Genomic DNA, 21824 nt, shown 5'->3' on the forward strand with positions numbered 1-21824 from the left:
AGGTGGGTTCGATGACCCACCTTGACTCATTATTGTTTGTTTTTTAGCATATCCAATACTTTACGTGATGAATCATAATCAGCATCTGTTACTTCCTTATATCCGGTGTGGTTATAAATTGAGATGGCTTCTTTTCCTTCATCCGTTTTAGCAATTTCAATAAATGAACGTTGTAATGCTTTCTTCAAGTCTGCATCCACAAGTTTGTTTGAAATTGAAATCGTATCGTTCATGATTTTATCTGTTACACCAATAACATCCGTTTGTTTCCAAATGTTTTCTTGGTTCCATTCTGTTGTCCAGTTTGTTTCAAAGTCACGGCGAATATCAGCATAACCGACTCCGACATCACATTGTCCAGTTGCTAAACGTGCCGCTGTATCAGGGTAACCTGTTACTTCAACTTTGTTTGCAAGATCAGAGATCATTTTTCCTTCAAATTGATCTGCTAACCATAATGATGGGTAAACATAACCTGCGGATGATGTCGTATTTGAATGACACCATGATGCGCTATTTAAATCATCCCATGTTAATTTCATGCCTGCATTTACTTTATCAGCAAGTTCACGTCCTTTTGCAGATGTTCCTGCATAGATCAATGAACGGTAGAATGTAACTTGTTCTTCAACAGGTAATGTTGCTTCTCCGTCATTCCACTCTTTTGCTTCTACAAAATCTTTATTCAAGCCATCACGTGATGCAGCTAATGCAACATCGATGTTACCGTCCTGTGAGTACATTGCATATGTACTTGCAGGAATAAATCCAATATGAGCTTGGCCAGCATCTAGTGCTTCCCCTGCAGCTTCATAATTTGGAGATACTTGGATATTAACATTTCCAACTTCATAACCATCTTTAGCAAGTTCTGTTTTAATAAGACCTTTTAATGGTTCTGTCTTTGCAATGATTTCTTTTGAATCACGACTTGGAATAAAGAACACAGTTAAAGTCTCTATTTTCTTGTCATTTCCTTTTTCACTTCCACTACTACAACCCGTTAAAACAAGTATTGAAACTAAAAGCACTAACAAGTATTTTTTCATCATTTCCTCCTGTAATACCTAGGTCTATAATTCCATACCATCACCTAGATTTCAAGCAAATTCATATAATTTACACAATCATGACATTACTTGTATTTTTTAACACAAACGTAACAATCCGTATTCTATTTAGATAAACAAGACTTTAAATGAATTATAAGCCAGTCCTGAAAATTTGTGATATACTTTCTGAAAGGAGATACATTATTTATGAAACAACTGAAAATTGAAGATTTTTTAAACTACCGTTATCTTGGATCACTTAAAGCAAATCCAAGTAAAACTCACGCTGCTTTTGTTATCTCACAAGCACGCTATGATGACAACGATTATATACACAGTCTTTTCTTATTTGATGGAACACAATCCAAAAGAGTATTGGATTTGGACACTGACGCACGTTTCTACTGGGAACAAGACGATACCATTCTTTTCCACCATACAACCGGCAGTCAAGAGACCGAGGCAGTATCGCAACAAAAGAGTATTATTTATCGCTATCATATTGTTACGGGGATTATTGAACCTGCTTATACCTTCCCAATCGCTATTGGATCACTCAAGGTCCTCCAAAATGGTAACCTCTTAATCACAGCACACTTGAATGTTGATGATCACATTCTATTTGATTCTGAAAAGCGTAATGACTACCTTGCGAAAATTAAAAAAGACACTAATTACGAAGTATTTGATAGTGTTCCTTTTTATGCGAATGGCGGTGGCTTTACAAAAGCAAAAATCGGACAAGCATTTATTTATAATACGAAAGAAGAAACCTATCATGCTATTGCAGAGAAAAATGTAGATATCGCTTTAGCACACTTTGATGAAGCAACACAAATCGCTTACTTTTATAAAGAAATTCCAAATGGATTACCTCAATTCTATGCAGACATTATTGGTTTTAATACACAGACGCAAGACATTATCGAATCATTTAAAAACGATACCTATATGATTTCAAATATGACCGTTTTAGATGGACAGATTTATGTTTTTGCTTCGACAGGAAAAGCGTTCGGAATCAATCAAAACTCAGACGTCTATCGCCTCGATAATGATGTCCTTGTTCGTGTATGTGAATTTGGGCGGAGCTCATGGAACTCAGTCGGGAGTGATGTGCGTTTCTTAGGCAGTGCTCAAGAGCACGTCATCAACAATAACTTCTATTTTGTGGGTACATATCAAGACCGAACTGTACTTTACTGCTTTGATGGTCAGACAATCGAAACAGTGTTTAGCCCTGAAGGAAGTATAGATGGGTGGATTCAATTAAACGATCAATTCTTTGGGATTGGACTTTTCGATAATCGTCACCAGGAATTGTATGCTTTCAATTTCGATGAATCCACATACTCACGCCTTACGTCATTCAATGCCGAATACTGGGATAATCACTATCTTGCAACGCCTCAACATATCCAATATGAAAGTAATGGGGATATGTTAGATGGTTGGGTCTTACTGCCGCAAGATTATGACGCGAAGAAACAATATCCAGCAATCCTTGATATCCATGGTGGCCCAAAAACTATCTATAATGGTGTTGTGTATCATGAGATGCAAGCTTGGGCTAACCTCGGATACATTGTATTCTTTACAAACCCACACGGTGGCGATGTTTATGGCAACGAATTTGCAGATATTCGTGGTAAATATGGAACCATTGACTACGCCGATATCATGACTTTTACTGATCTTGTTCTAGACCGTTACGCAATTGATCGAGCACGGGTCGGTGTTACTGGGGGATCGTATGGAGGATTTATGACAAACTGGATTGTGAGTCATACAGATCGTTTTGCAGCTGCAGCAACGCAACGCAGCATTTCAAATTGGATATCATTTTACGGAACTTCAGATATTGGTGTTTACTTTGGTCCCGACCAAACAGGCGGTTCACCATTCGAAAATTTAGAAGCTGCATGGGAACAATCTCCGTTAAAACATGCTCACGCTATTAAAACACCACTTTTATTTATTCATTCCGAGGAAGACTATCGTTGCCCTATCGAACAAGCCATGCAACTCTTTACGGCAGTGAAACAAAATGGTGTTGAAACGCGCTTTGTGTGGATTCGTGGTGAAAACCATGATTTATCCCGTTCAGGACGTCCGCAATCACGACTCAAGCGTCTTCAAGAAATTACAACCTGGATGAACACCTACCTTTAAATTTCAAGCCTCATTAATGAGGCTTTTTCTATACACTTTGTAGGCTAGAATGAGCTGCAAAAAAATCATAATAAAAAGTGTTGATTTTGTGAATTTGCGATGTATAATAAGTCTTGTGTCATGTATGACTAATCTTTTAGTTTAGTAATACTAAACAAAACAATACTAATTAAGGAGACAGTATGAAAAAATTAACTATCGTATTCATCGCACTACTTGTCCTTGCAGGTTGCGCAAACAAAAATACTACCAAACAAGAACTCCGTGTCTATAACTGGGGATCTTACATTGATGAGTCGCTCATTACTGAATTTGAAAAAGAATTCGATGCGAAAGTCATTTATGACAAGTTCGATTCAAACGAAGCAATGTACATCAAAGTTGCAAGTGAAGACTCCTATGATGTTCTCTACCCTACCGATTATATGATTGAACGACTACGCGTTGAAGACCGCCTTCAAAAACTAGACTACTCAAAAATTCCAAATTACACCGCAACACTTGATAGTTTGAAGGGTCGTGCAATGGACCCAACCGCTGAATACACTGCAGGTTACTTCTGGGGAAATGTAGGTATTGTCTATGACAAAACTAAAGTTTCAATCACAGATTTAGAGCAACAAGGTTGGAATATTTTCAAAAACGAAAACTACAAAGACCAGATTTTCTTTTTGGATTCAGAACGAGACGCATTCATGGTTGCACTTAAAGCCCTTGGTTATTCAATGAACACAACGAGCGAGTCGGAATTACAAGAGGCTTTTGACTGGCTCAAAGATATGAACCAAAAAACACGCCCAGTCTATATTCGTGATGAAATGATTGATAGCATGGTATCCGGCGTTAAACCAATAGGTACCATGTATTCAGGAGATGCGACTTATGTTCTATCTGAAAATGAAAATATGGCCTTCTACGTACCAACCCAAGGAACGAACTCATGGATGGACGCTATGGTTATTACTAAAAACGCAAAAAATGTCGACCTTGCTCATGAATGGATTAACTTTATCTTAAGTAAAGAGAGTCAACAACGCATTACAGAAGAAATTGGGTATACCAGTGCTCGACAAGATGTTATTGATATTGTTACGGGTGTAGATGGCGCGTTTAACGGTATTGATTCATACGAGACACGTCAAAATTATAACCTCGATGAGAATTACCGTTTTGATGACGTAACACGCGTTACCATGGCGGATTACTGGGTTAAAGTAAAATCTAATGGATAATACATTTACGAATCGATACTCACACAATTCATCACAATTCATGAAACATGTTGATGTGGATTATGGTTACGAACTTGCGCAAAAGCTAGGGACGTTTCGAACAAACGAAACCCTAGGTTTTCGTACGGTTGGATCATTCGCTGAACATGAAGCTGCCGATTTTTTAGAACTTGAAATGGCTAAAATAGGACTACAAAAAATTAATCGGTACAGTTATCCTGTCACATCATGGACGTTTAAACATGCAAGCCTTCGTTGTCGGACAGAATCACAAGATTTGACGTTTACACTCAGTGCCTACCCTTCCCATATCGATACCCAAGGACCACAAACTATTGAAATAATTGATGTTGGTCGATCTGATAGTCATGATTTCCCTTCCGACATTTCTGGAAAGTGGATTCTTATTGATATTAATCAACGTGAGGATTGGTGGATTAACTACCCCGCTACTGAAGCATTTTATCGTGGAGCCTTGGGAATCATTGCCGTGCAGGACGGCGGTTATGGTGAAATAAGCGATCACACACTCAATGCACAGAATACCTCTATTCCACATGGCGCTGTAGCGCTATCTATGTCCCGACATGATGCGCGAATTTTACGCCAAGCCTTGAAGGTAAAGCCTACTTTAACGCTTGATGTATCGAGTCTTTTAGATCCGAATGGAACTGCTTATAACGTATTCGGATGCATTCCAGGCGAAAGTGATGAGATTATTCTTATGAGTGCTCATTACGATGCCTATTTCGAAGGATTTCAAGATAACTCTGTTGCAGTTGGTTTAATGATGGGAATTGCAAAAGCACTATGTTCATCAGGAATCAAGCCTAAAAAAACACTCATGTTTGGGGCATTAAGTGCCGAAGAATGGGGTGCAACTGATACACGATATGACTGGTTAACAGGGTCATATACACAGATGCGTGCATTAACACCAGAGTGGGCGGATTTGATTTTCGCAAACATTAACTTTGAACTCCCTGCAATGCTCGAAGATGGCACGGATTGGATTCGCGCAAGCTACGAACTCAAACGGTACCTAAGCGGATTCACACTCACTTTACCACAAGCGTCTGACGTCTATCCAAACGGCATCAAAGTACTCAATCCAATCGAAACATGGTCCGATGATTTTTCATTTGAGATATTTGGAATCCCTTCGACCGTTTCTGCTCTAAAACCAAAATTTGCTGCATCACATTACCATACACAATTTGATACCGTCGATACCTATCATGAAGGTGCCTTTTTATACCATCATTATGTCTACGGACTTCTAATGTTACAGTATGATGATCTCGCCGTGTTGCCGTTGGACTTTAGTGAAAGAATTCAAGCATTGAAACAGGCCCTCGATCTTGAAATGGCAAGCGAGTATATTGATATCAATGCTTTTAAGGAGCTGGTAATCACAATCAGCAATCAATCAAACGCCTTATACACGCTACTAACAAATGTTAGCGATATTGGGGAACACGAAACACTTATGCAACAGGTAAGAAAAATCTTCCGTTTTGCAGCAACACAGTTTCTACGATTATCGTGGGAAGACGATGTATTATTCCCTTTCGAACAGAATCAAACAAACGTTCGTGTACTAGAACATATGTTGTATGATCCAAAACGATCTATGGAATACGTGAGTCTTGTCGACAATAATAAATACGCCGTTCATTGGAGCAGCGAAACGTACCATTATCATACCCAAAATGTTTTATCAGATACCGCAAATATGATGTGGGGTACTGCATTTAAACCAACACATTGCGACTTGTTTGATTTCATAGATTCTCATGACTTCGAAATAATAGAGCAAGCGGTTGAATCAGAGCGGTCACGGTATGATACGGTTTTAAATGAAGTAATGGCAAATCTTTATTTATTTTCTGACCAAATACAAACATGCCTTGATTTAATTACTAAAAAACCATCCTGATAGGATGGTTTTTATTCATTAAAGCCCGATGCAAGCGCGACATTTTGGATTATTAAATTTGCATCAAAAGATACTTTATACATTTGGTGCTCTATAAAATTTACTGTCTCTGGATTAGCATTCAAAAGATACATCCCGCCTTGAAACATTTGAAATAAATAATAGTCATTTTCTGAGAATGTTCCTTCGTAATGATCAAGGTACATTAGTACCGCATCTTCTTTCGCTAAATTCACCGTATTATTATAAGCACTAAGTTTATCATTTGCTTCAGTGAGCGCTCTAACCTCCTCTTCAAGCGTTAGAACAGTTTGTTGCATCGACTCATAACGACTCTTTGAAACACAACCAGAAATAATCAATAACACAAAAATACTCAATAATCCTATTTTGAACTTATTATGCATTCTCTACTCCCTTTCACTGTTTATAGACTTATTATAAGTGACTTTAAAAGCTCGCAGGCACCAAACCCTCAATACCCAGCGTAAAATGAAGATAAATATCGACTCACTAGTTTTCTATTGATCAACTTTGTGATATCTGAGATAAACTATGTCATTGATAACACTCGTACTCACTACTTTTAGATTTTGCTGATGTTTGCTCTTACTGAATAACGGAATACCATCACCAATTAGTTTGGGTATGATTGCAATCTGGTATTCATCAATCAGGTTTGCATCAATCAAAGGTCGTACTAAAGATGCACCTCCAACGATCCAAATATCTTTGCCCTCCACTTGTTTGAGGGCTTGCACTTGAGAAACAACATCATCGTTGATAATCTTAATGTTTGGCTCAGTGCTTGTTAGATTTCGACGTGTAAATACAAATGTCTGTGCATCTTTGTACGGAAAGCCATCCACAGCAAGCTCTGTCACGATTTGATGATATGTTTTGAATCCCAACAAGACTGTATCTACGTTTTTATAAAATGTATCATAGGTATTATCTTCAGCTTCCATTGGTACGGCAAGCCAATCAATACCACCTGTAATATCAGCTATATAGCCATCCAAACTCATTGAGATAAATAAAATAACGGTTCTTTTCATGAGAATACCTCTCTTCCTCTTAAAGTGTATAGTAAAATAGTAGTAACAAAAAGAGACATTTTCTGAAAATGTCTCATGGAGGGTCAATGAATACAAAACAGATAATATGGGATACAAGTTTAAAACTGATGACAGAAAGCCCTTCAAGACGATTTCACGATATTACAGTACATGATATTTGTACTGCGACAGGATATCATCGTTCAACATTTTATCGTCACTTTGATTCGAAATTTGAACTGTTTGAATTTGGAATCATGCAATTATGGGATGATTATTTTCGAACGCTCACACCAGCAACTTTAAGTACTCCCTTTGCCACAGCTCAGTTATTTTATAACAATTCTGATGCTCAAATCCTTATTCAGAAGCAGAACAATGATCTTGAGTTTTTAAGAAATGTTAAACGGATCATGTTAAAAAAACTCGAACAACACTACAATACGATTATGTTGAATGATCCCGATTTTTATGCACCGTATATCGTTGCTAACATCGATTTTTTAGATTTATGGAATCAATCCCAGCTTCTACCTTTAACCAACCTCCAACTCGATGCGAAATTTCAAGAATTAGTCTGGAATCCTTTAGTCACCAAAACAATCATAAAATTATAAAAGAGTCGCTTATCAAAAGCGACTCTTTTGTAATTTTAGAAGTACAATCCCGAGAACTATTGCCAAGACTGCTACCACTTTCTGTATTTGTATTGGTTTTTGCTCCATCCCTATAAGAGCAAAATGATCCAATATCATGGCCATAACAATTTTCCCAACTCGTGCAACAACCGAAGATAATGTCGGTACTAAAATCGGTAGGATTAGAATATGTGAAGCATACGATTGTTGTAATTCTTTCGTAACAATAGGGTATAACCTATTTACGTTCTTGTTTAATAAAGCCCCTAACGTTATCTACAAAAGACTTGATAATCATCTCATGAGTTCGAAATGCATTATTAATAATTCCAATTTCCTCTGTGAAGGTTGCATAATGAAACACCACAATATCTAATATCCCCTTTTTAATGTAATCCACAACAGCAATTCTTGGAAGCACAGCGACGCCATGTCCGCCAATGGCAGCATGAAGCAATGTTTCATTATTATTAGCAGTCCAAGAAATGATAGATTCTATCTTGTCATCATAAATAATACGATCCATATACTTCCGATAGGAGCTTCCAATCTCACGTGTCAATAAGTGATACCGACCCTTATGATTTTGTAGATAACTTGGGCTTGCAACATACACCAAATCAAGTGTACCAACACGGGAATACGATAACGTATCATTATCCGGAACACCTTCCATTAGTGCAACGTCTAAGTTATTGTTAACAACGCTTTCCTTAATAGTTGCAACATTATTAACCGTAATCTGAAGTTGGATATGATGTAAGGTTTCAAAATGTGTGATGATTTCCGGAAGCATGTAAGTAGCAATTGTAACCGTGCATCCAACACGAAGTACAGGTAGTGATACATCCGTTTTAAAAACTGATGATGCACGCTCATTTGCTTGGATTAAGGCTTGTGCATACGGATAAAACAGTAAAGCTTCTTGAGTCGGTGTAATAGTCCGGCCAGTGCGTTGAAATAGCTTAACATTCAGTTCCAGTTCCAATTCCTTGATACCCTGGCTTACAGCCGGTTGGCTGATGTATAACGCCTCTGCAGCACGTGAAATACTTCCGTGAATACACACCGCTAAAAACATGTTAATTCGATCAATATTCATATAAGCACTCCTTATGTATATTATAATATATCATTACTATTCATTATACACTATGCTTGGTACACTTAGATACGAGGTGAAAGAATGAATAAAAATTTTGAACTATTTAAGCTATTTACACTTGCAAGCACATTAACATTCTCAGGCGGACTTGCCATGGTTCCCCTACTGGATGACAAACTTGTAAAGCAACACCACTATTTATCCAGTGATGATTTTTATCACTATATTGCAATATCGCAATCGATACCAGGCGTAACGGCTGTCACAACGGCTTGTCTACTTGGCGAAAAAATAAATGGTCGAAGCGGTCGCTACATTGCCGCACTTGGCGCTATTCTTCCAGTCCTTGTTATCATGATTCTTCTGACGATGCTTTACCAAATGATTCCGCAAACCGGTATCATTCAATATTTATTTATCGCTATTCGCGCCACTGCCGGCATTTACATTCTAGAAGCCGGAGTGTCAATGGTTCCGCACATTATAACACGCAACGCTCAATCCTATTTCATGATTGTATTTGTATTCATATTAGTGACTTTTCTAAATGTATCAATTCCTTGGATTATTCTTGGATGTTTCCTGCTAAGTCTTTGTGTTCTAGTATGGAGAAACTTCCAATGATCCAACTTTTTCTAACTTTCTTAAAAATAGGTTTTCTTGGATTTGGAGGCGGGTATGCAATGCTTTCGCTCATCTATGAGAACTCACTCCATCTTGGAATTAGCGCTACACAATTTGCAGATTTAAACGCATTGGACCTATTAGCTCCTGGACCAATTGCCGTCAACTCGGCAACCTATGTTGGTTTTATTACATTCGGGATTCTTGGTGCTATTATAGCGACAATCGCTGTTTGTATGTCATCATTTGTATTTTCTTATCTCTTATTTACTTATGAGGATAAATTACTTTCGATGCCATTGTTCAACACCTTTCTTCATTATACAAAAATTGCTGCGATTGCAATGATATTATCCGTCGCACTTTCGCTTGTCAATAATGCCTATACCAGTGATGAGCAACCGATGTTGATTACAATCATACTTATTTTAAACGCGTACTTGCGTTTGTATCGTAAAAAACCTATTTTATATTGTATGGCTTGCACTGCAGGAATTGGTATTCTTTATGGATTGTTCTTATAAAAAAGGGACCGCTTAATCCCTTTAAGTATTGTGATATGTCAACGCACGCATCAGACAGTCGTCTAACACGGTAAAGTTGAGCGGTTTATCTTTCGCAAGAACGATTGCACGATTTTTTGAAAACTCTAGGTCATAACCATAAATTTCCCGTAAACGCGCAATTAAATTTGATTGGCAACTTACAAATATGGCAATATGCTGTTCATCAAAAACATCAAGACGAATCGGTGTCCCTGATTTAGGTTTTACCGTCGCATACGAAGGTTGGCCCCACTTTAATGATTCTTCAATTGATCCTACTTGATCATTCATCGCCGCCAACTCATAAATTCGTGTGCGGATTTCTTGTAACATGGCATACGATTGTTGATCGTAGTTTGCATAGACATTTTCGATTTCAGATGTTGTGAACGGATTCATGTTAATCTCCTTTACGTTTATGGATTGGGATACGTTTATTAAAAGTATGCCTTAATTTCATCTATGCATGCGATAAATATGGCACACACGAATCACCATCAAAAATTGGATTTTGGTTTCGTACAAATAATGCGGTTTCATCATAATTTACAGATTTTTTGGATACATTCAAGCTAGCGTAAGGCATAAACCCTAATACAAGGGATTGCGCATTACTTAATTCCGATGCAACCGTATCTAACGATACCTTTGTCTTACCAAACACATCAAATAGTATTCCCGAGACATCGTCATAAACTGCCAGCACATTATAAGACGAACTATAATAAAGATAGTCTTGAAATGGACCGAGAAGATAAAACATGAGAAGTCCTAGGTTGTCCTTCATTGCAATTGCTGTGTAAGGATTGCCTTCAGATAATAATCTGAGATCCTGTAATGACTGAAGCAGTGTCTTTTTATTTATTTGCGAAAAGGTAGAAATACATGGTTCTGTCTTCATACGGTATTGATTCTCCGGAACAAAGTTGAAACCGAACTGTTGATAGAAGTCCATCACATTCTCGTTGGCATACAGATAAAAAGATGTCGTGTCGGAATTGTATGCTTCGAATATCTGATTCATAAGAAACCGAATGAGGCCTTGATTCCGATGCTTGGGATGCGTACAGACCGTACCGAGTTGCACCGTTTCAAAAAGCACTCCGCCACGCTCAAACGTAATGTGATTTACAGAGACATTCGCCACCACTTGATTATTATGAATCAGGACATACGGTACATTCGCATCTGTCCAATATCCTGCCTCATGCCAAAACTCAAAATCAAATTCAAATATCCCATTTACAAGTTGATTGTAACTTTTTCGAATATCAATATCATCACGCACACCGATTCTAAACAAGTAATCCGTATCATTTATTGTGATCTGTTTCATGAACAATTCCTCCATACATTATTGCTTTGATGGCACTGAATGCCTGTTTATAGGTAACATTTTGCATATGAACTTGAACCCAAGCATTGGAAACAAGTGCATGAATCGCATCTTCAAGCATTACTAAAGGAACCTCTTGATTTAAGACACCTTGGTCATACGCCTGTTCAATATCTTTATAATATAATGCGAGTTCGTGTCGTAGTTTTTGATTGAGTGTATCAAAATTGTGTTCGTGTGAGAAGTTGTATAGAAAGCTCACTTTATCACCATGCGCCACAAGAATTTCTACGGCGTGTAAGACTCTTGATTCTAATGCCGAAAATGTATTCTGATCAAGTGCATATTTGAGGGTTTCGATAGCATAATCTGCCATCTGGTTAAAGAAAACATCTCGACTCTCAAATGTGCGATGAAATGTGGCTTTACTTATTGATGCTGACGCAGCGATTGCTTCGATGCTCGCTGTTGGATTCATAACCAGGTACGGAATCGCAGCTTTGAATACTTTTTCTTGATTTGTCATATGATACCTCTTTGTCTCACATGAGACTATAGTATCTCAAGAGAAGTATCTTGTAAAGAATAATAATACCTACTTGCATACTTAGGTATATTTTTTACGCATCCATGCAACTGTAGCGTGCATCCACAATGTCAGAAGAAACAAACTAATCAACGTTCCTTCTCGAACATTCATGGGATTGCGGAAGTACTTTGACATCACTATAGATCCAATTACACAAAGAATATCAAAGCTATAACGTAGTTTATGAAATGGTAATTCTAATCGTGATGAAAGCACGGTACAAACCGATTCTATCGGAAAAGTTAAAATATCCAAATATAGAATCATACCTGTACTTACGCCCGATATCGTCACACCCGCACAAAAGACTGTGATTTTAATCAAATAGTGTGTTATCACAATTTTATTAAAAATGTGATAAGTAAAAATATTGATAATACTTCCAAATGCAATCGCTGCGAGAAATTGCATCAAATACTTCTTTCGTAACTTAAAATGCGTTAACATCGCATACATGCATAAGAAGAAAATATTTAGTACCATCGTCACGGTTCCAACGCCAACTTCCAACACAGTTGCAAGACTTAGATTTAACGCATTAAAACTACTAACACCAATACCTGCAAAGATCGTGATACTAATTCCAAATCCCGCTAGCATATAAAAGCCTAAAGAAAGCAATAATTTCATTGTTTGATTCATAATAACCTCCCACTTGAAATTTATCATGCAACACAGGATAATTATAGGAGATATCTCACATTAGGAGGCTACTATGAAAGCGACACCCATTCATAACGATTTATTACACATCATGGAAGATTCCATTAATATAACGCATCGCTTCACGCAATCTTACGTACCTGGCGACCAGATTATTCCCTTTGGACAAGCTGAGACACCTTTATTTTTTCTCATTGAAGGAACCGTCAAGATTTACCTATACCATGAAAATGGAACGCGGTCCATCATTCATTTCGCGCAAGTCGGTGATATCTTAGGTGAACTTAGCTTACTTGGTGTTGAAGAACAATCCAAAGAAGTTATCGCACAGTCTAACTGTACCTGTATTGTAGTCCCACGTGATAAACACGAACAATTACTCTTAAACCTCGCATTTACACGTGCACTCAACGTATACCTTGCACAAAAACTAACAGATCGTACCTTTCGTCTTACACATGCACTCAACTACCCTATGATCAATCGACTAGCTGCATTTATTCTTTTCGCTGAGAACGATGGCATCTATCATGAGAGTGCAACGGAAATTGCAGAGTATCTAAGCACAAGTTACCGGCACTTGATGCATACCTTTAAGCAACTCAGAGAACTTAAGTTACTTTCAAAAATTGGTACTTCCTACAATATCACGGATCGAAGACGACTCGAAGCATATGCTTTGGATATACAATATTAAAAAAAGAGATGAAATTCATCTCTTTTAAATAATACGGTTCATCAGCGGCGTTTGCTCTGCGAAGCGTTTTAAGTTATGCATCACAATATCCAATCGGTAGTCATTGATTTTGCTCGTTTCAAATGAGGCATGAGGTGTTATCGTTGCTTTAGGATGATTCCAAAGTGGATGATTGGCATCGAGTGGTTCTGTTTCAAAAACATCCAAGACTACACCAGCTAAATTCGTATCAAGCACTGTCATGAGTCCTTCCAAATTAACACAAGCACCACGACCGATATTTATAAAAATTGCATCATTCTTCATGAGTCCAAACTGATTTGAATCCATGATATGATACGTGGCATCGTTGCTGGGTAGTGTACAAATCACAATATCATAATTAGGTAAATGGCTATCCAGTGCCTCCAAAGCAAAGCATTGAGAAAAATATTCGATTGAACGACCGTTTGAATTAACTCCGTCAACTTGAGCATTAAAAGCATTCAATCGTTTTGCTGTTTCTTGAGCAATACTTCCGGTTCCAAGAATCAAGACTTTTGCGGTGTCGAGTGCTTTATTTTGGTTTAACCGCGCCCATTTATGCTCGGCTTGCTGTTTCAAGTAGCCAGGAATACTTTTATAATGGTTAAGTATGTACGCTAAGCAATATTCGGCAATTGGGATACTATACATGCCACGACCATTAGCGATTGGAATGCCTGCTTCTTTATATAACTCAATATTGATGTGGTCATACCCAGCTGAAAGCAACTGCGCAAATTTCAAATCATGAGGGATCGTTTCTTTCGGCAAATGCATACCCACAATGACATCTGCATTGCCATCATAAACTGTTTCTAAGGGATAGCGGATAATTTCAAATCCTAATTTTTCAATTGTCTTAGTACTGACTGCGTCCAATTCTAGCATTTCTGTTATGGCAACTTTCATTTTTTTCTCCTTCATTTTTTAATCCTTGTACCTATCATAGCATTTATGGTCAATTGACGCACACGACGCACAATAGTTTTTCTTTATAAGCTTTTCTTGTAAATAATTTTTATACAAAATAGAGATTTATTGCTTTGATATTCGTGGTACGTGAATTCAAGAGACAACAACCCTTTTGCGCCGGACCATAGAACAAGCATACTCATTGTGCATAAATAAAAAGCTACCGACAGAATAACTGCGGTAGCCTTTTTACTTAATTGTGACGTTTTCGATACAGCGAACGAATTGTTGTAAAGAGTCCTATGATTATACTTGCAAAGCCAAATAGTAACATCGAATTCCCCATTCCAGTATTTGGTAATGACGAATCTTTAGATTTTGGATCTTTATCGACACCTTTAACTATTGGTGGTTCATCTTCTACATATGTGTTTGTAATCACATTTCCATTTAAAGACTTAACGTATCCTTCAGGAACATTGATTTCATCAACGGTATAGATATATGCGTTTCCTGACGAATCGACTGCATCAAGATCACACCATAGCACGGACGTTTCACCGTTAAGCAAAGATCGCGGTTCTTGATAAGCAACACCGTTACGATACAATTGAACGGTAATCGTAGGATGCGCAGTTGGCCCACCTACCCACACTTTTTGAATTTGCATCGCAAGTTTTCCGGGTGTGAAGGTATTGGTAATCGTTGTTCCATCAACATGTTTACTATATCCGGAAGGAACATTGATTTCATCAACAGTATACGTAAAGGGTTTTCCCATCAAATCTGTTACTGGAAGTTGTTTCCACGTATAGGATTCTTGGCCCGATTCCAAATTAACCGCATCTAGATATGGTAATCCGTTTTGATACAGTTGCATTGAAATCGTTGGCTTTAATTCTGGTCCATCAACCCACACTTTACGAACAGTAAAATCTGTCATTGCTGGAATGTATGTGTTTGTGATGGTTGTGCCATCAACGTGTTTTTCATAATGATTAGGAACTGTAATTTCATCAACACGATACTCAAATGAATTGCCATCTTTATCATTGGTATCTAAATCTGTCCATCGATAGGTTGTTTCCCCATTTTCAAGAACTACAGGATTGCCATATGCCTGATCATTTTGGAAGAGTTGCACAACTATCTCTGGTTTAACCTCAGGTCCATTGACCCAAACTTTATTCATTGAATAATCCATTTTATTAACTCTTACGGTATTTATAACTGTAAAGGTTATGGACGTTGACGATAATACGGCGTCAATAGTTCCCCCTTCAACGTTATACAAATCAGAAACAATCTCAGATGCTTTAATTCGTGCATTCTTAGGAAGTCCCTTGACGACAATTTTACGGTTCGCTGGAATGTTAATAATACCATCCTGAACCATGAGTGACTTAACAAAGGTCATGTCTTCTTCATAAACTTGAACCATACCTTGATATCGTTTGTAGTTATCAATATTATCGTCAGTCTCATCAAAGCTTACATTAAATGTGAAGCTTCGATCTTTATTTAGACGTACGCCGTCCGCATCATGTAAGACTTTATGAATCGTTACATCAACCGTTTCTTTGAAGTAACCAGCATTTCGAATAGCTGTAGGATTCAAACGATCTAATCCAAAGTCACTGGTTGTAGCACTACCCTTTGGCTCAATATGCGACCCATTTTCATCTGGCATCTGACGGGTCAGCGTATAACCTTCGGGTGTGATGACTTTAATCCGATACTGTCCTTGTCGGTATACATCCATACTATAAAATCCATTTATATCCGTTTTTACTTCATAGGGATTCCCCGACAGATCATAAACATCATTGCCATCTTTATCCACAAGTCGCACTGAATAGGCTTCAAAAGTCGTGTCAGTTGCCTTATCAAATAAGCCATCTTCGTTAAAATCATCGAATACGTGGCCAGAGACGTTGTACTTTACAATATCGACTGTTGAGTGATTAGATTCAAAGAAATCAAGATTAGATGTTGTTGCTACGCCGAAAGTATTTGCTGCTTTATCTCGCGTATCTAACTGTGTATCCATCGGAACTTTGAAGGAAACATCGAACTGAATTTCTTGACCACTTCGAAGCACGGCACCAGGTTTTAGAACTATTTTAAATGCCGACACTTCGTCATAGTTTGTCGGTGCCTGAGTCCAATTTGCATTTATGTAGAATGTCTTAACATCCGTAGTCACTTCGTCTGTTGTATAAAACACAAGTAAATCATGAGGAACCTGAATCGGTCCAGATAGATTCAATTTAAATGTGGAATTTCGCGCAATCCGACTCGGAGACTCTAATGACATGTCGGTACTTACCGTTTCATCGCCAACTTTGGGCAATAAGTCAAGAATATTAAGATTGCTAATGTCAGTTACAGAGTTATTGTATAAAGAGAATTGATAACTCATTTCCGTGCCAATTTCACTCAATCCAGTACTTGGCGGTAAGATATAGTTAGAATCTAAAGACCCTTTTACCGCTTTTCGAATCATCAATTCTCGAGGTGGTACATAATTAAACTGTGTAACAGCTGAGGTGATTAGATCGTTAGTCGCACTGTTTTCATTCAAATCGTACTCATCAGAAACGGCACGCGAACCTGGCTTAACCACGTTGTTGTTTTTCCATGCAAGAATCGCAGTATTGATATTCGTTCCCGGATTGGTGAGTTCGGTAATTTTCGTTTCATACTGAATCGATAGTACCCCTGTTTGTGCGCCATTTGTATTTGTTCCTGTATAAGTCATCCCCTCAAGCTTCCAAACAAGGGCGGTATGTCCGGTACCTTTAAAATTTGGAACAACTTCGGGTTCAAAACTTCCTGTCGTCATCATAGATTCAATAACTGATGATTTAACAAGAGATGCACTACCTGGTACATACGATGTTCCATCTGGAATGATATCAACCAGAATATTTGAATCCACAAATGCCATATCACCAACGAGATTGGAAATATCAACATTGAGTTGGAATGCAACATGGTCATTAATGAAATAATTTAACTTTTTATTAACGACATCTTTTCGTAAAGATACGGTCGGATTTACGCGTGAATACTGAATATAATCAGAACGTTTTCCGGTTAAGCTTAAGCCGTTTGAATAGGTAGCTTTGAACCCCGCATCATTACTTAAGCGACTTGTCGTTGATGATTCACTCACAACGGGTACAGTTTTATCACGCAATTCTGAACCGATAAGAACATTTAAAGTCTTTCCAGGCGCTAGATACGTTTTATCAACTGATTTTACCGTAACTGCTACTGTTTCAGCTTTCAAGGGATACGAATGTTTTACCTTAGGATCAACATTCGTTGCAATGATTTCCTGAGTACCATCTTGTAACGTCGCGATAATATCCAGTGTTCCAACGACTGTTGTCTGAGCATTAATTGTTACATATGTATACTTGAGACGTGCGTCAAGGCCACTATCAACAATCTCGAACGCGTTTAGATTTAAATTTGGATGTGCAGATGTTGCCGAGTTGCCAATGGATAAGCGCCATTCGTGGGTTCTATCGCGATCTTTTTGATAATCTAAGAAACTCCACGGTGAAATTGTTTTTCCAAAGGAAAATGATGTAGGTTCGGGTACCGGTTTGGATGCCTCAAGTTTAAAATCAATGGTATCTGTACCTTTAAATTGAGCCTCATACTCTGGACGGTCTTTTGGCGTTGCAGTTACTGTCGCGGTATTGGTCAAAGTTTCATTGACTGGGACATTCGGGAATTTCAGATTAAGTGTCGCACTACTTGAGAAGTTCTGGTAATAAAGACGAATCCCGTCTGAATTTGTATACGTCTTACGCGCCGTACGGGTTGCTGCATCATAGGTCCAACCTGGGTTATCTTCTGGTACAAAAATAGCCCCTTTTGGTAAGACGTCTTCAAAGACAAACGTATCATAGATGCGAGACCCTGGTGCCGATGTTGTATTTGTTGCATTCAAGGTATATGTAAATTGAACATTGTTAAGTTGGCTTAAATCATCGGTTAGACGTGTTTCGTCGTCGGGATGAATCGTGCCTCCATTCACTACACGATTTTCAGAACTTGTCCATGAACCTGCATAGATCATTTTATCTAAACGGGGTTGAACTGTATTGATGATGACATCTTTTGTTGTTTGTGCAAGGACTGATTCATCTTTTTGTTGTTTTAAAGTTGCTTCAATTGCTACCGGGAAACCATTCGGTGTTTCACCATTATGAGTAACAAATTTCATCGGAATATCCAAACTTGTTCCTGAAGCTAATGCAGCGAGTTTATAAATAACTTTGTAATGATCACCAGCATCAATGACCTCTTTGGATACCTGAGACGCAATATCTGAGGCAACAAACGTACCATTGACCAAATGTTCTTTAGGTATCTTAACTTCCAAAATCGCATCAGTAAGCGTTCCACTATCTTCAGTTAACGATAAACCCGTGTAAAAGAGGACTTCCTCACCGGATAAGAACTTTGCATCGGACGGCAAGGTGTAAATATCAAACCTTGATACAGCGATGTTTGCTTTGGTATCATCAACAGATACTATTGGTTGTGGTTGCTCGACAACTTCCATCGATTTTGGTGTTCTAATCCCCTCTTTTGCAATCGAAGAAACTATCGGTTCTTCCTTCAAGATATCGTCTGTTAGGACTTCTTCTGTAGGAATTGTAATTGTAAATGTTTCTAGAGATTCCAATGTATTCATAAATTCTACATTTACGACAGCATTGTTTTCCTCGTTGTTCAGTTTCGCCGTGAAGGTGACAGTACCCTCACGTGCATCATCCAAGTTGATCTGAATCCCATCGTTTTCGATTGTTGCTGTTTTGCCTTCTATAAGCACAACATCTTTGATTGTTTTAGGAAGTGGTACTTCGATGTAATCTCCCTGTACAAGGTGTTCACGCAATTCATGTGGGACTTGCCATTGAAGCGAAAATTTTAAACGACCTTCTGGAATATAATCAGAACGCGTTTCATTCGCCTCAGTTAAAAATGACAGTGAGACGGATTGTAATGCATTCACGTTCTGTTCTTCTAATAGATTTTGAATATTTCGTAAATTGGGAGTGTGTGTTTGTGCATTAATCGTTATTGATGTAATTACAAGGGAAGCGACTAATGCAATAAAAATAAATCCTTTTTTGACTGCTTTATTGAATGTTTTTAATTTCATTTTCTTACCTTCATTTATAATTAATTCGTTAAAATAGTGACATCTCCGAAATGTAATGCTTTAAATGCTTCCAGTTTATGGGTTGAATCCAAACTTGCTGCATATAGGGAATATTTCCCATTAAAATCTTCATTGAAAGACGATACAATACTTAATTGTATCCAATCACCGTTGCGGTTTTGCAGATACATTTCGGCGTATCCAATATATTGATTATTACGCTTTCCAACACTAATTGACTGACCAAGACGGGTATATGAGGTCCATGCATCAGGATGCAATGTATTCCCATAATAGTCTTTACTAAACATCGCTAATAGTGATGGAATGTTACGATCAGCAATACTTTGTGTCATCTCATTTTTGACATAGATATATGGGTCAAAGTCTGGTCTAGGCTCTGGAGGTTGTGGGATTGCGGTTGGTTTTTGACTTGTTTGGGGTGTAAGTCCTTGTATTGTTATGGTTGTCGTTGTTTGGTTATAGTTTGATTCTGATTTGGGCAAGTTAGTTAGCAACACGTCGATTTGGTCACCGTTTGCAAGTGCTTCCGACTTCGAATATACGATACTAATGCCATCCAAATGTGATGCATACCATGCACTTTCTGTATTCCATAGGGCTTCTATGGAACCACTTCCATCTTCCCCCGAAGTAATGAAGTGAATATCATCAAATGGATTGATCACGGCCGGCTCTTCCAAACCAGTTACCGTATAGTTTTTTTCGAGTGTTGTTATTGCATAGTTGGATTCAAAAAAGTCATGTCCAAATCGAACCTTGATAACATCTCCATTCGCTAACCCAGACGATTTAGAGATGGAATACGATGCAGTTGTCAATGATTCAGGTGCATCAACGAGTTGTAATGAGGCTGTTCCTAATGTTGTTTCGCCTTCGAAACTAATGCGCAAATACGCAAAGGGATCAAAATTAGCCTTGTTTTCTACTACAGGTATAACCGGCGATTGGGGTTGATTTATAATGGCAAATGCCACAATCGTTGTCACCACACCCACGGTCGCGATGACCTTTGCAACATGGCTTGGTTTTTGCGATTTCGTGGAACGACCACTAGTCACACCTTCACTTACAACAATCGTATATGGCGGCACCGTCGCTTGTGGTTGCATCATTTTTATCGCATACACAAACAGCCCAATAGGTGCAATACTAAAGAATGTTACGCCATTTTTTTCATGCTCTGTGATTTTCTTGCGAATTTTATCTTTCGCGTACTTTAGCCTGCTTTTTATCGTACTTTCGCTTAACTCCAAATATGCTGAAATTTCACGAATTGTCATATCTTCATAGTAAAATAAAAACGTGCATAAGCGTTGGTCTTCAGGTAGGCTATCCATTATATTCTGGATAATTTCCGATATTTCTTCTTGATTCGCATTTTCATCAGGTTGCGTAAAGGTATCTGTATCTTCCACCTCAAAATCAACATCTTCTTCACGCGTCATATCCGAAAACAGTACAGGCTTATTTTTTTTCAAGAAATCTTTCGCATTATTCAAAGCAATTTGATTAATCCATGCGGCGAAATTAGCAATCGTATAGACTTCTAAGCTATCAATTTTTTTGAATGCTTTCAGATAGGAATCCTGAACAAGATCCTCAACTGTATGCTGATTTTTAATCAGCCTGCGAATAATATAATAAACTGAACGAATTGTTTGATTGTAAAGACTCTCAAAGTCATGCATTCCCGATTCGGTATATGGCCAATCGTTTCCGGTAGTATTGTTGTTACGTTTCATTTCTAGACCCTCTTCCACATATTTGTAATCTATAGGACTGATATTGCTGATAAATCATCAACCAAAGCACAGCTTTTTTTAAATTGCTAACCTCATAGCTGTTGGAGTCACTTACAAATAGGTTCTTTAGAGTCATATCAAATTCACTCAAATCTTATCACCCCTCATTAAATAGACGAATGAGATTCAAAAAAGACTTAATTATTTTATGTTTTACTCAATTCTTTAAATTTACCTAAATCAAAAGACCATCAACATGCATACCCCCCCCTTAAAGGTAATAC

General features: G+C 37.9%; 19 protein-coding genes. 7 read left to right on the forward strand and 12 right to left on the reverse strand.

All coding sequences use genetic code 11. The annotated features are described in order from the left end of the window. Positions 1–29: 29 nt before the first annotated feature. A complete protein-coding gene (locus tag GVV20_RS01675) occupies positions 30–1049 on the reverse strand; it encodes a phosphate/phosphite/phosphonate ABC transporter substrate-binding protein (protein ID WP_201287486.1) in 1020 nt (339 codons plus the stop codon). Between the two features lie 210 nt (positions 1050–1259). Between GVV20_RS01675 and GVV20_RS01680 the strand changes: the two genes are divergently transcribed. The 3 genes from GVV20_RS01680 (at position 1260) to GVV20_RS01690 (ending at position 6395) form a co-directional block, all read left to right on the forward strand. Continuing rightward, a complete protein-coding gene (locus GVV20_RS01680; protein WP_159740144.1) occupies positions 1260–3224 on the forward strand; it encodes an alpha/beta hydrolase family protein in 1965 nt (654 codons plus the stop codon). Between the two features lie 182 nt (positions 3225–3406). Next, positions 3407–4456, forward strand: coding sequence for an ABC transporter substrate-binding protein (locus tag GVV20_RS01685; protein ID WP_159740143.1), 1050 nt, complete (start codon positions 3407–3409; stop codon positions 4454–4456). Next, positions 4449–6395: a M28 family peptidase gene (locus GVV20_RS01690; RefSeq protein ID WP_159740142.1), complete on the forward strand. Its 1947-nt coding sequence runs from the start codon at positions 4449–4451 to the stop codon at positions 6393–6395. The genes GVV20_RS01685 and GVV20_RS01690 overlap by 8 nt, the downstream gene beginning before the upstream one ends. 11 nt (positions 6396–6406) lie before the next feature. Here the strand turns inward: GVV20_RS01690 and GVV20_RS01695 are convergent, their stop codons facing one another. Continuing rightward, on the reverse strand, positions 6407–6802 hold the full coding sequence (locus tag GVV20_RS01695; protein WP_159740141.1) for a hypothetical protein: 396 nt from the start codon (positions 6800–6802) through the stop codon (positions 6407–6409). A 114-nt stretch (positions 6803–6916) separates the two neighbouring features. Continuing rightward, a complete protein-coding gene (locus GVV20_RS01700) occupies positions 6917–7453 on the reverse strand; it encodes a dihydrofolate reductase family protein (protein WP_159740140.1) in 537 nt (178 codons plus the stop codon). 86 nt (positions 7454–7539) lie between these two features. Between GVV20_RS01700 and GVV20_RS01705 the strand changes: the two genes are divergently transcribed. Continuing rightward, on the forward strand, positions 7540–8070 hold the full coding sequence (locus GVV20_RS01705) for a TetR/AcrR family transcriptional regulator (protein ID WP_159740139.1): 531 nt from the start codon (positions 7540–7542) through the stop codon (positions 8068–8070). A gap of 12 nt (positions 8071–8082) precedes the next feature. On the opposite strand, the gene GVV20_RS10665 is transcribed toward GVV20_RS01705, so the two are convergent. After that, complete coding sequence (locus tag GVV20_RS10665; protein ID WP_159740158.1) at positions 8083–8367, reverse strand: DMT family transporter; 285 nt, start codon at positions 8365–8367, stop codon at positions 8083–8085. After that, positions 8330–9193: a LysR family transcriptional regulator gene (locus GVV20_RS01710; protein ID WP_159740138.1), complete on the reverse strand. Its 864-nt coding sequence runs from the start codon at positions 9191–9193 to the stop codon at positions 8330–8332. The genes GVV20_RS10665 and GVV20_RS01710 overlap by 38 nt, the downstream gene beginning before the upstream one ends. Before the next feature lie 84 nt (positions 9194–9277). Here GVV20_RS01710 and GVV20_RS01715 point away from each other — a divergent pair, with 84 nt between their 5' ends. After that, complete coding sequence (locus GVV20_RS01715) at positions 9278–9820, forward strand: chromate transporter (RefSeq protein WP_159740137.1); 543 nt, start codon at positions 9278–9280, stop codon at positions 9818–9820. Next, the gene (locus GVV20_RS01720) at positions 9817–10344 is read left to right on the forward strand and encodes a chromate transporter (RefSeq protein WP_159740136.1); all 528 of its coding nucleotides are present in this window, start codon (positions 9817–9819) and stop codon (positions 10342–10344) included. The genes GVV20_RS01715 and GVV20_RS01720 overlap by 4 nt, the downstream gene beginning before the upstream one ends. Before the next feature lie 21 nt (positions 10345–10365). Here GVV20_RS01720 and GVV20_RS01725 read toward each other — a convergent pair whose 3' ends face one another. From GVV20_RS01725 to GVV20_RS01740, 4 genes are all read right to left on the reverse strand, one after another. Beyond that, positions 10366–10764, reverse strand: coding sequence for a DUF1801 domain-containing protein (locus GVV20_RS01725; protein ID WP_159740135.1), 399 nt, complete (start codon positions 10762–10764; stop codon positions 10366–10368). Positions 10765–10825: 61 nt separating this feature from the next. Continuing rightward, positions 10826–11701, reverse strand: coding sequence for a GNAT family N-acetyltransferase (locus GVV20_RS01730; protein WP_159740134.1), 876 nt, complete (start codon positions 11699–11701; stop codon positions 10826–10828). Further along, complete coding sequence (locus tag GVV20_RS01735; protein ID WP_159740133.1) at positions 11679–12227, reverse strand: hypothetical protein; 549 nt, start codon at positions 12225–12227, stop codon at positions 11679–11681. Before GVV20_RS01735 ends, GVV20_RS01730 begins: the two co-directional genes overlap by 23 nt. An 81-nt stretch (positions 12228–12308) precedes the next feature. After that, positions 12309–12932, reverse strand: coding sequence for a DUF6198 family protein (locus tag GVV20_RS01740; protein WP_159740132.1), 624 nt, complete (start codon positions 12930–12932; stop codon positions 12309–12311). Between the two features lie 73 nt (positions 12933–13005). Here GVV20_RS01740 and GVV20_RS01745 point away from each other — a divergent pair, with 73 nt between their 5' ends. Next, positions 13006–13650: a cyclic nucleotide-binding domain-containing protein gene (locus GVV20_RS01745; protein ID WP_159740131.1), complete on the forward strand. Its 645-nt coding sequence runs from the start codon at positions 13006–13008 to the stop codon at positions 13648–13650. Positions 13651–13674: 24 nt separating this feature from the next. Here the strand turns inward: GVV20_RS01745 and GVV20_RS01750 are convergent, their stop codons facing one another. The 3 genes from GVV20_RS01750 to GVV20_RS01760 form a co-directional block, all read right to left on the reverse strand. After that, entirely contained in the window at positions 13675–14583 is a 909-nt protein-coding gene (locus GVV20_RS01750) for a D-2-hydroxyacid dehydrogenase (RefSeq protein WP_159740130.1), read from the reverse strand. Positions 14584–14839: 256 nt separating this feature from the next. Beyond that, positions 14840–19774, reverse strand: coding sequence for a Cna B-type domain-containing protein (locus GVV20_RS01755; RefSeq protein WP_159740129.1), 4935 nt, complete (start codon positions 19772–19774; stop codon positions 14840–14842). Between the two features lie 20 nt (positions 19775–19794). After that, a complete protein-coding gene (locus GVV20_RS01760) occupies positions 19795–21540 on the reverse strand; it encodes an RNA polymerase sigma factor (RefSeq protein WP_159740128.1) in 1746 nt (581 codons plus the stop codon). Between the last annotated feature and the right edge of the window lie 284 nt (positions 21541–21824).

It is taken from the genome of Erysipelothrix aquatica (assembly GCF_009828775.2).
GTDB classification, from domain to species: Bacteria; Bacillota_I; Bacilli_A; order Erysipelotrichales; family Erysipelotrichaceae; genus Erysipelothrix; species Erysipelothrix aquatica.

Coding starts and splice junctions, on each gene's coding strand:
- GVV20_RS01700 (WP_159740140.1), bottom strand. CDS start 7,453: ATGAAAAGAACCGTTATTTTATTTATCTCAATGAGTTTGGATGGCTAT.
- GVV20_RS01710 (WP_159740138.1), bottom strand. CDS start 9,193: ATGAATATTGATCGAATTAACATGTTTTTAGCGGTGTGTATTCACGGA.
- GVV20_RS01730 (WP_159740134.1), bottom strand. CDS start 11,701: ATGAAACAGATCACAATAAATGATACGGATTACTTGTTTAGAATCGGT.
- GVV20_RS01680 (WP_159740144.1), top strand. CDS start 1,260: ATGAAACAACTGAAAATTGAAGATTTTTTAAACTACCGTTATCTTGGA.
- GVV20_RS01760 (WP_159740128.1), bottom strand. CDS start 21,540: ATGAAACGTAACAACAATACTACCGGAAACGATTGGCCATATACCGAA.
- GVV20_RS01725 (WP_159740135.1), bottom strand. CDS start 10,764: ATGAATCCGTTCACAACATCTGAAATCGAAAATGTCTATGCAAACTAC.
- GVV20_RS01755 (WP_159740129.1), bottom strand. CDS start 19,774: ATGAAATTAAAAACATTCAATAAAGCAGTCAAAAAAGGATTTATTTTT.
- GVV20_RS01695 (WP_159740141.1), bottom strand. CDS start 6,802: ATGCATAATAAGTTCAAAATAGGATTATTGAGTATTTTTGTGTTATTG.
- GVV20_RS01705 (WP_159740139.1), top strand. CDS start 7,540: ATGAATACAAAACAGATAATATGGGATACAAGTTTAAAACTGATGACA.
- GVV20_RS01675 (WP_201287486.1), bottom strand. CDS start 1,049: ATGAAAAAATACTTGTTAGTGCTTTTAGTTTCAATACTTGTTTTAACG.
- GVV20_RS01745 (WP_159740131.1), top strand. CDS start 13,006: ATGAAAGCGACACCCATTCATAACGATTTATTACACATCATGGAAGAT.
- GVV20_RS01715 (WP_159740137.1), top strand. CDS start 9,278: ATGAATAAAAATTTTGAACTATTTAAGCTATTTACACTTGCAAGCACA.
- GVV20_RS01750 (WP_159740130.1), bottom strand. CDS start 14,583: ATGAAAGTTGCCATAACAGAAATGCTAGAATTGGACGCAGTCAGTACT.
- GVV20_RS01690 (WP_159740142.1), top strand. CDS start 4,449: ATGGATAATACATTTACGAATCGATACTCACACAATTCATCACAATTC.
- GVV20_RS01720 (WP_159740136.1), top strand. CDS start 9,817: ATGATCCAACTTTTTCTAACTTTCTTAAAAATAGGTTTTCTTGGATTT.
- GVV20_RS01735 (WP_159740133.1), bottom strand. CDS start 12,227: ATGACAAATCAAGAAAAAGTATTCAAAGCTGCGATTCCGTACCTGGTT.
- GVV20_RS01685 (WP_159740143.1), top strand. CDS start 3,407: ATGAAAAAATTAACTATCGTATTCATCGCACTACTTGTCCTTGCAGGT.
- GVV20_RS01740 (WP_159740132.1), bottom strand. CDS start 12,932: ATGAATCAAACAATGAAATTATTGCTTTCTTTAGGCTTTTATATGCTA.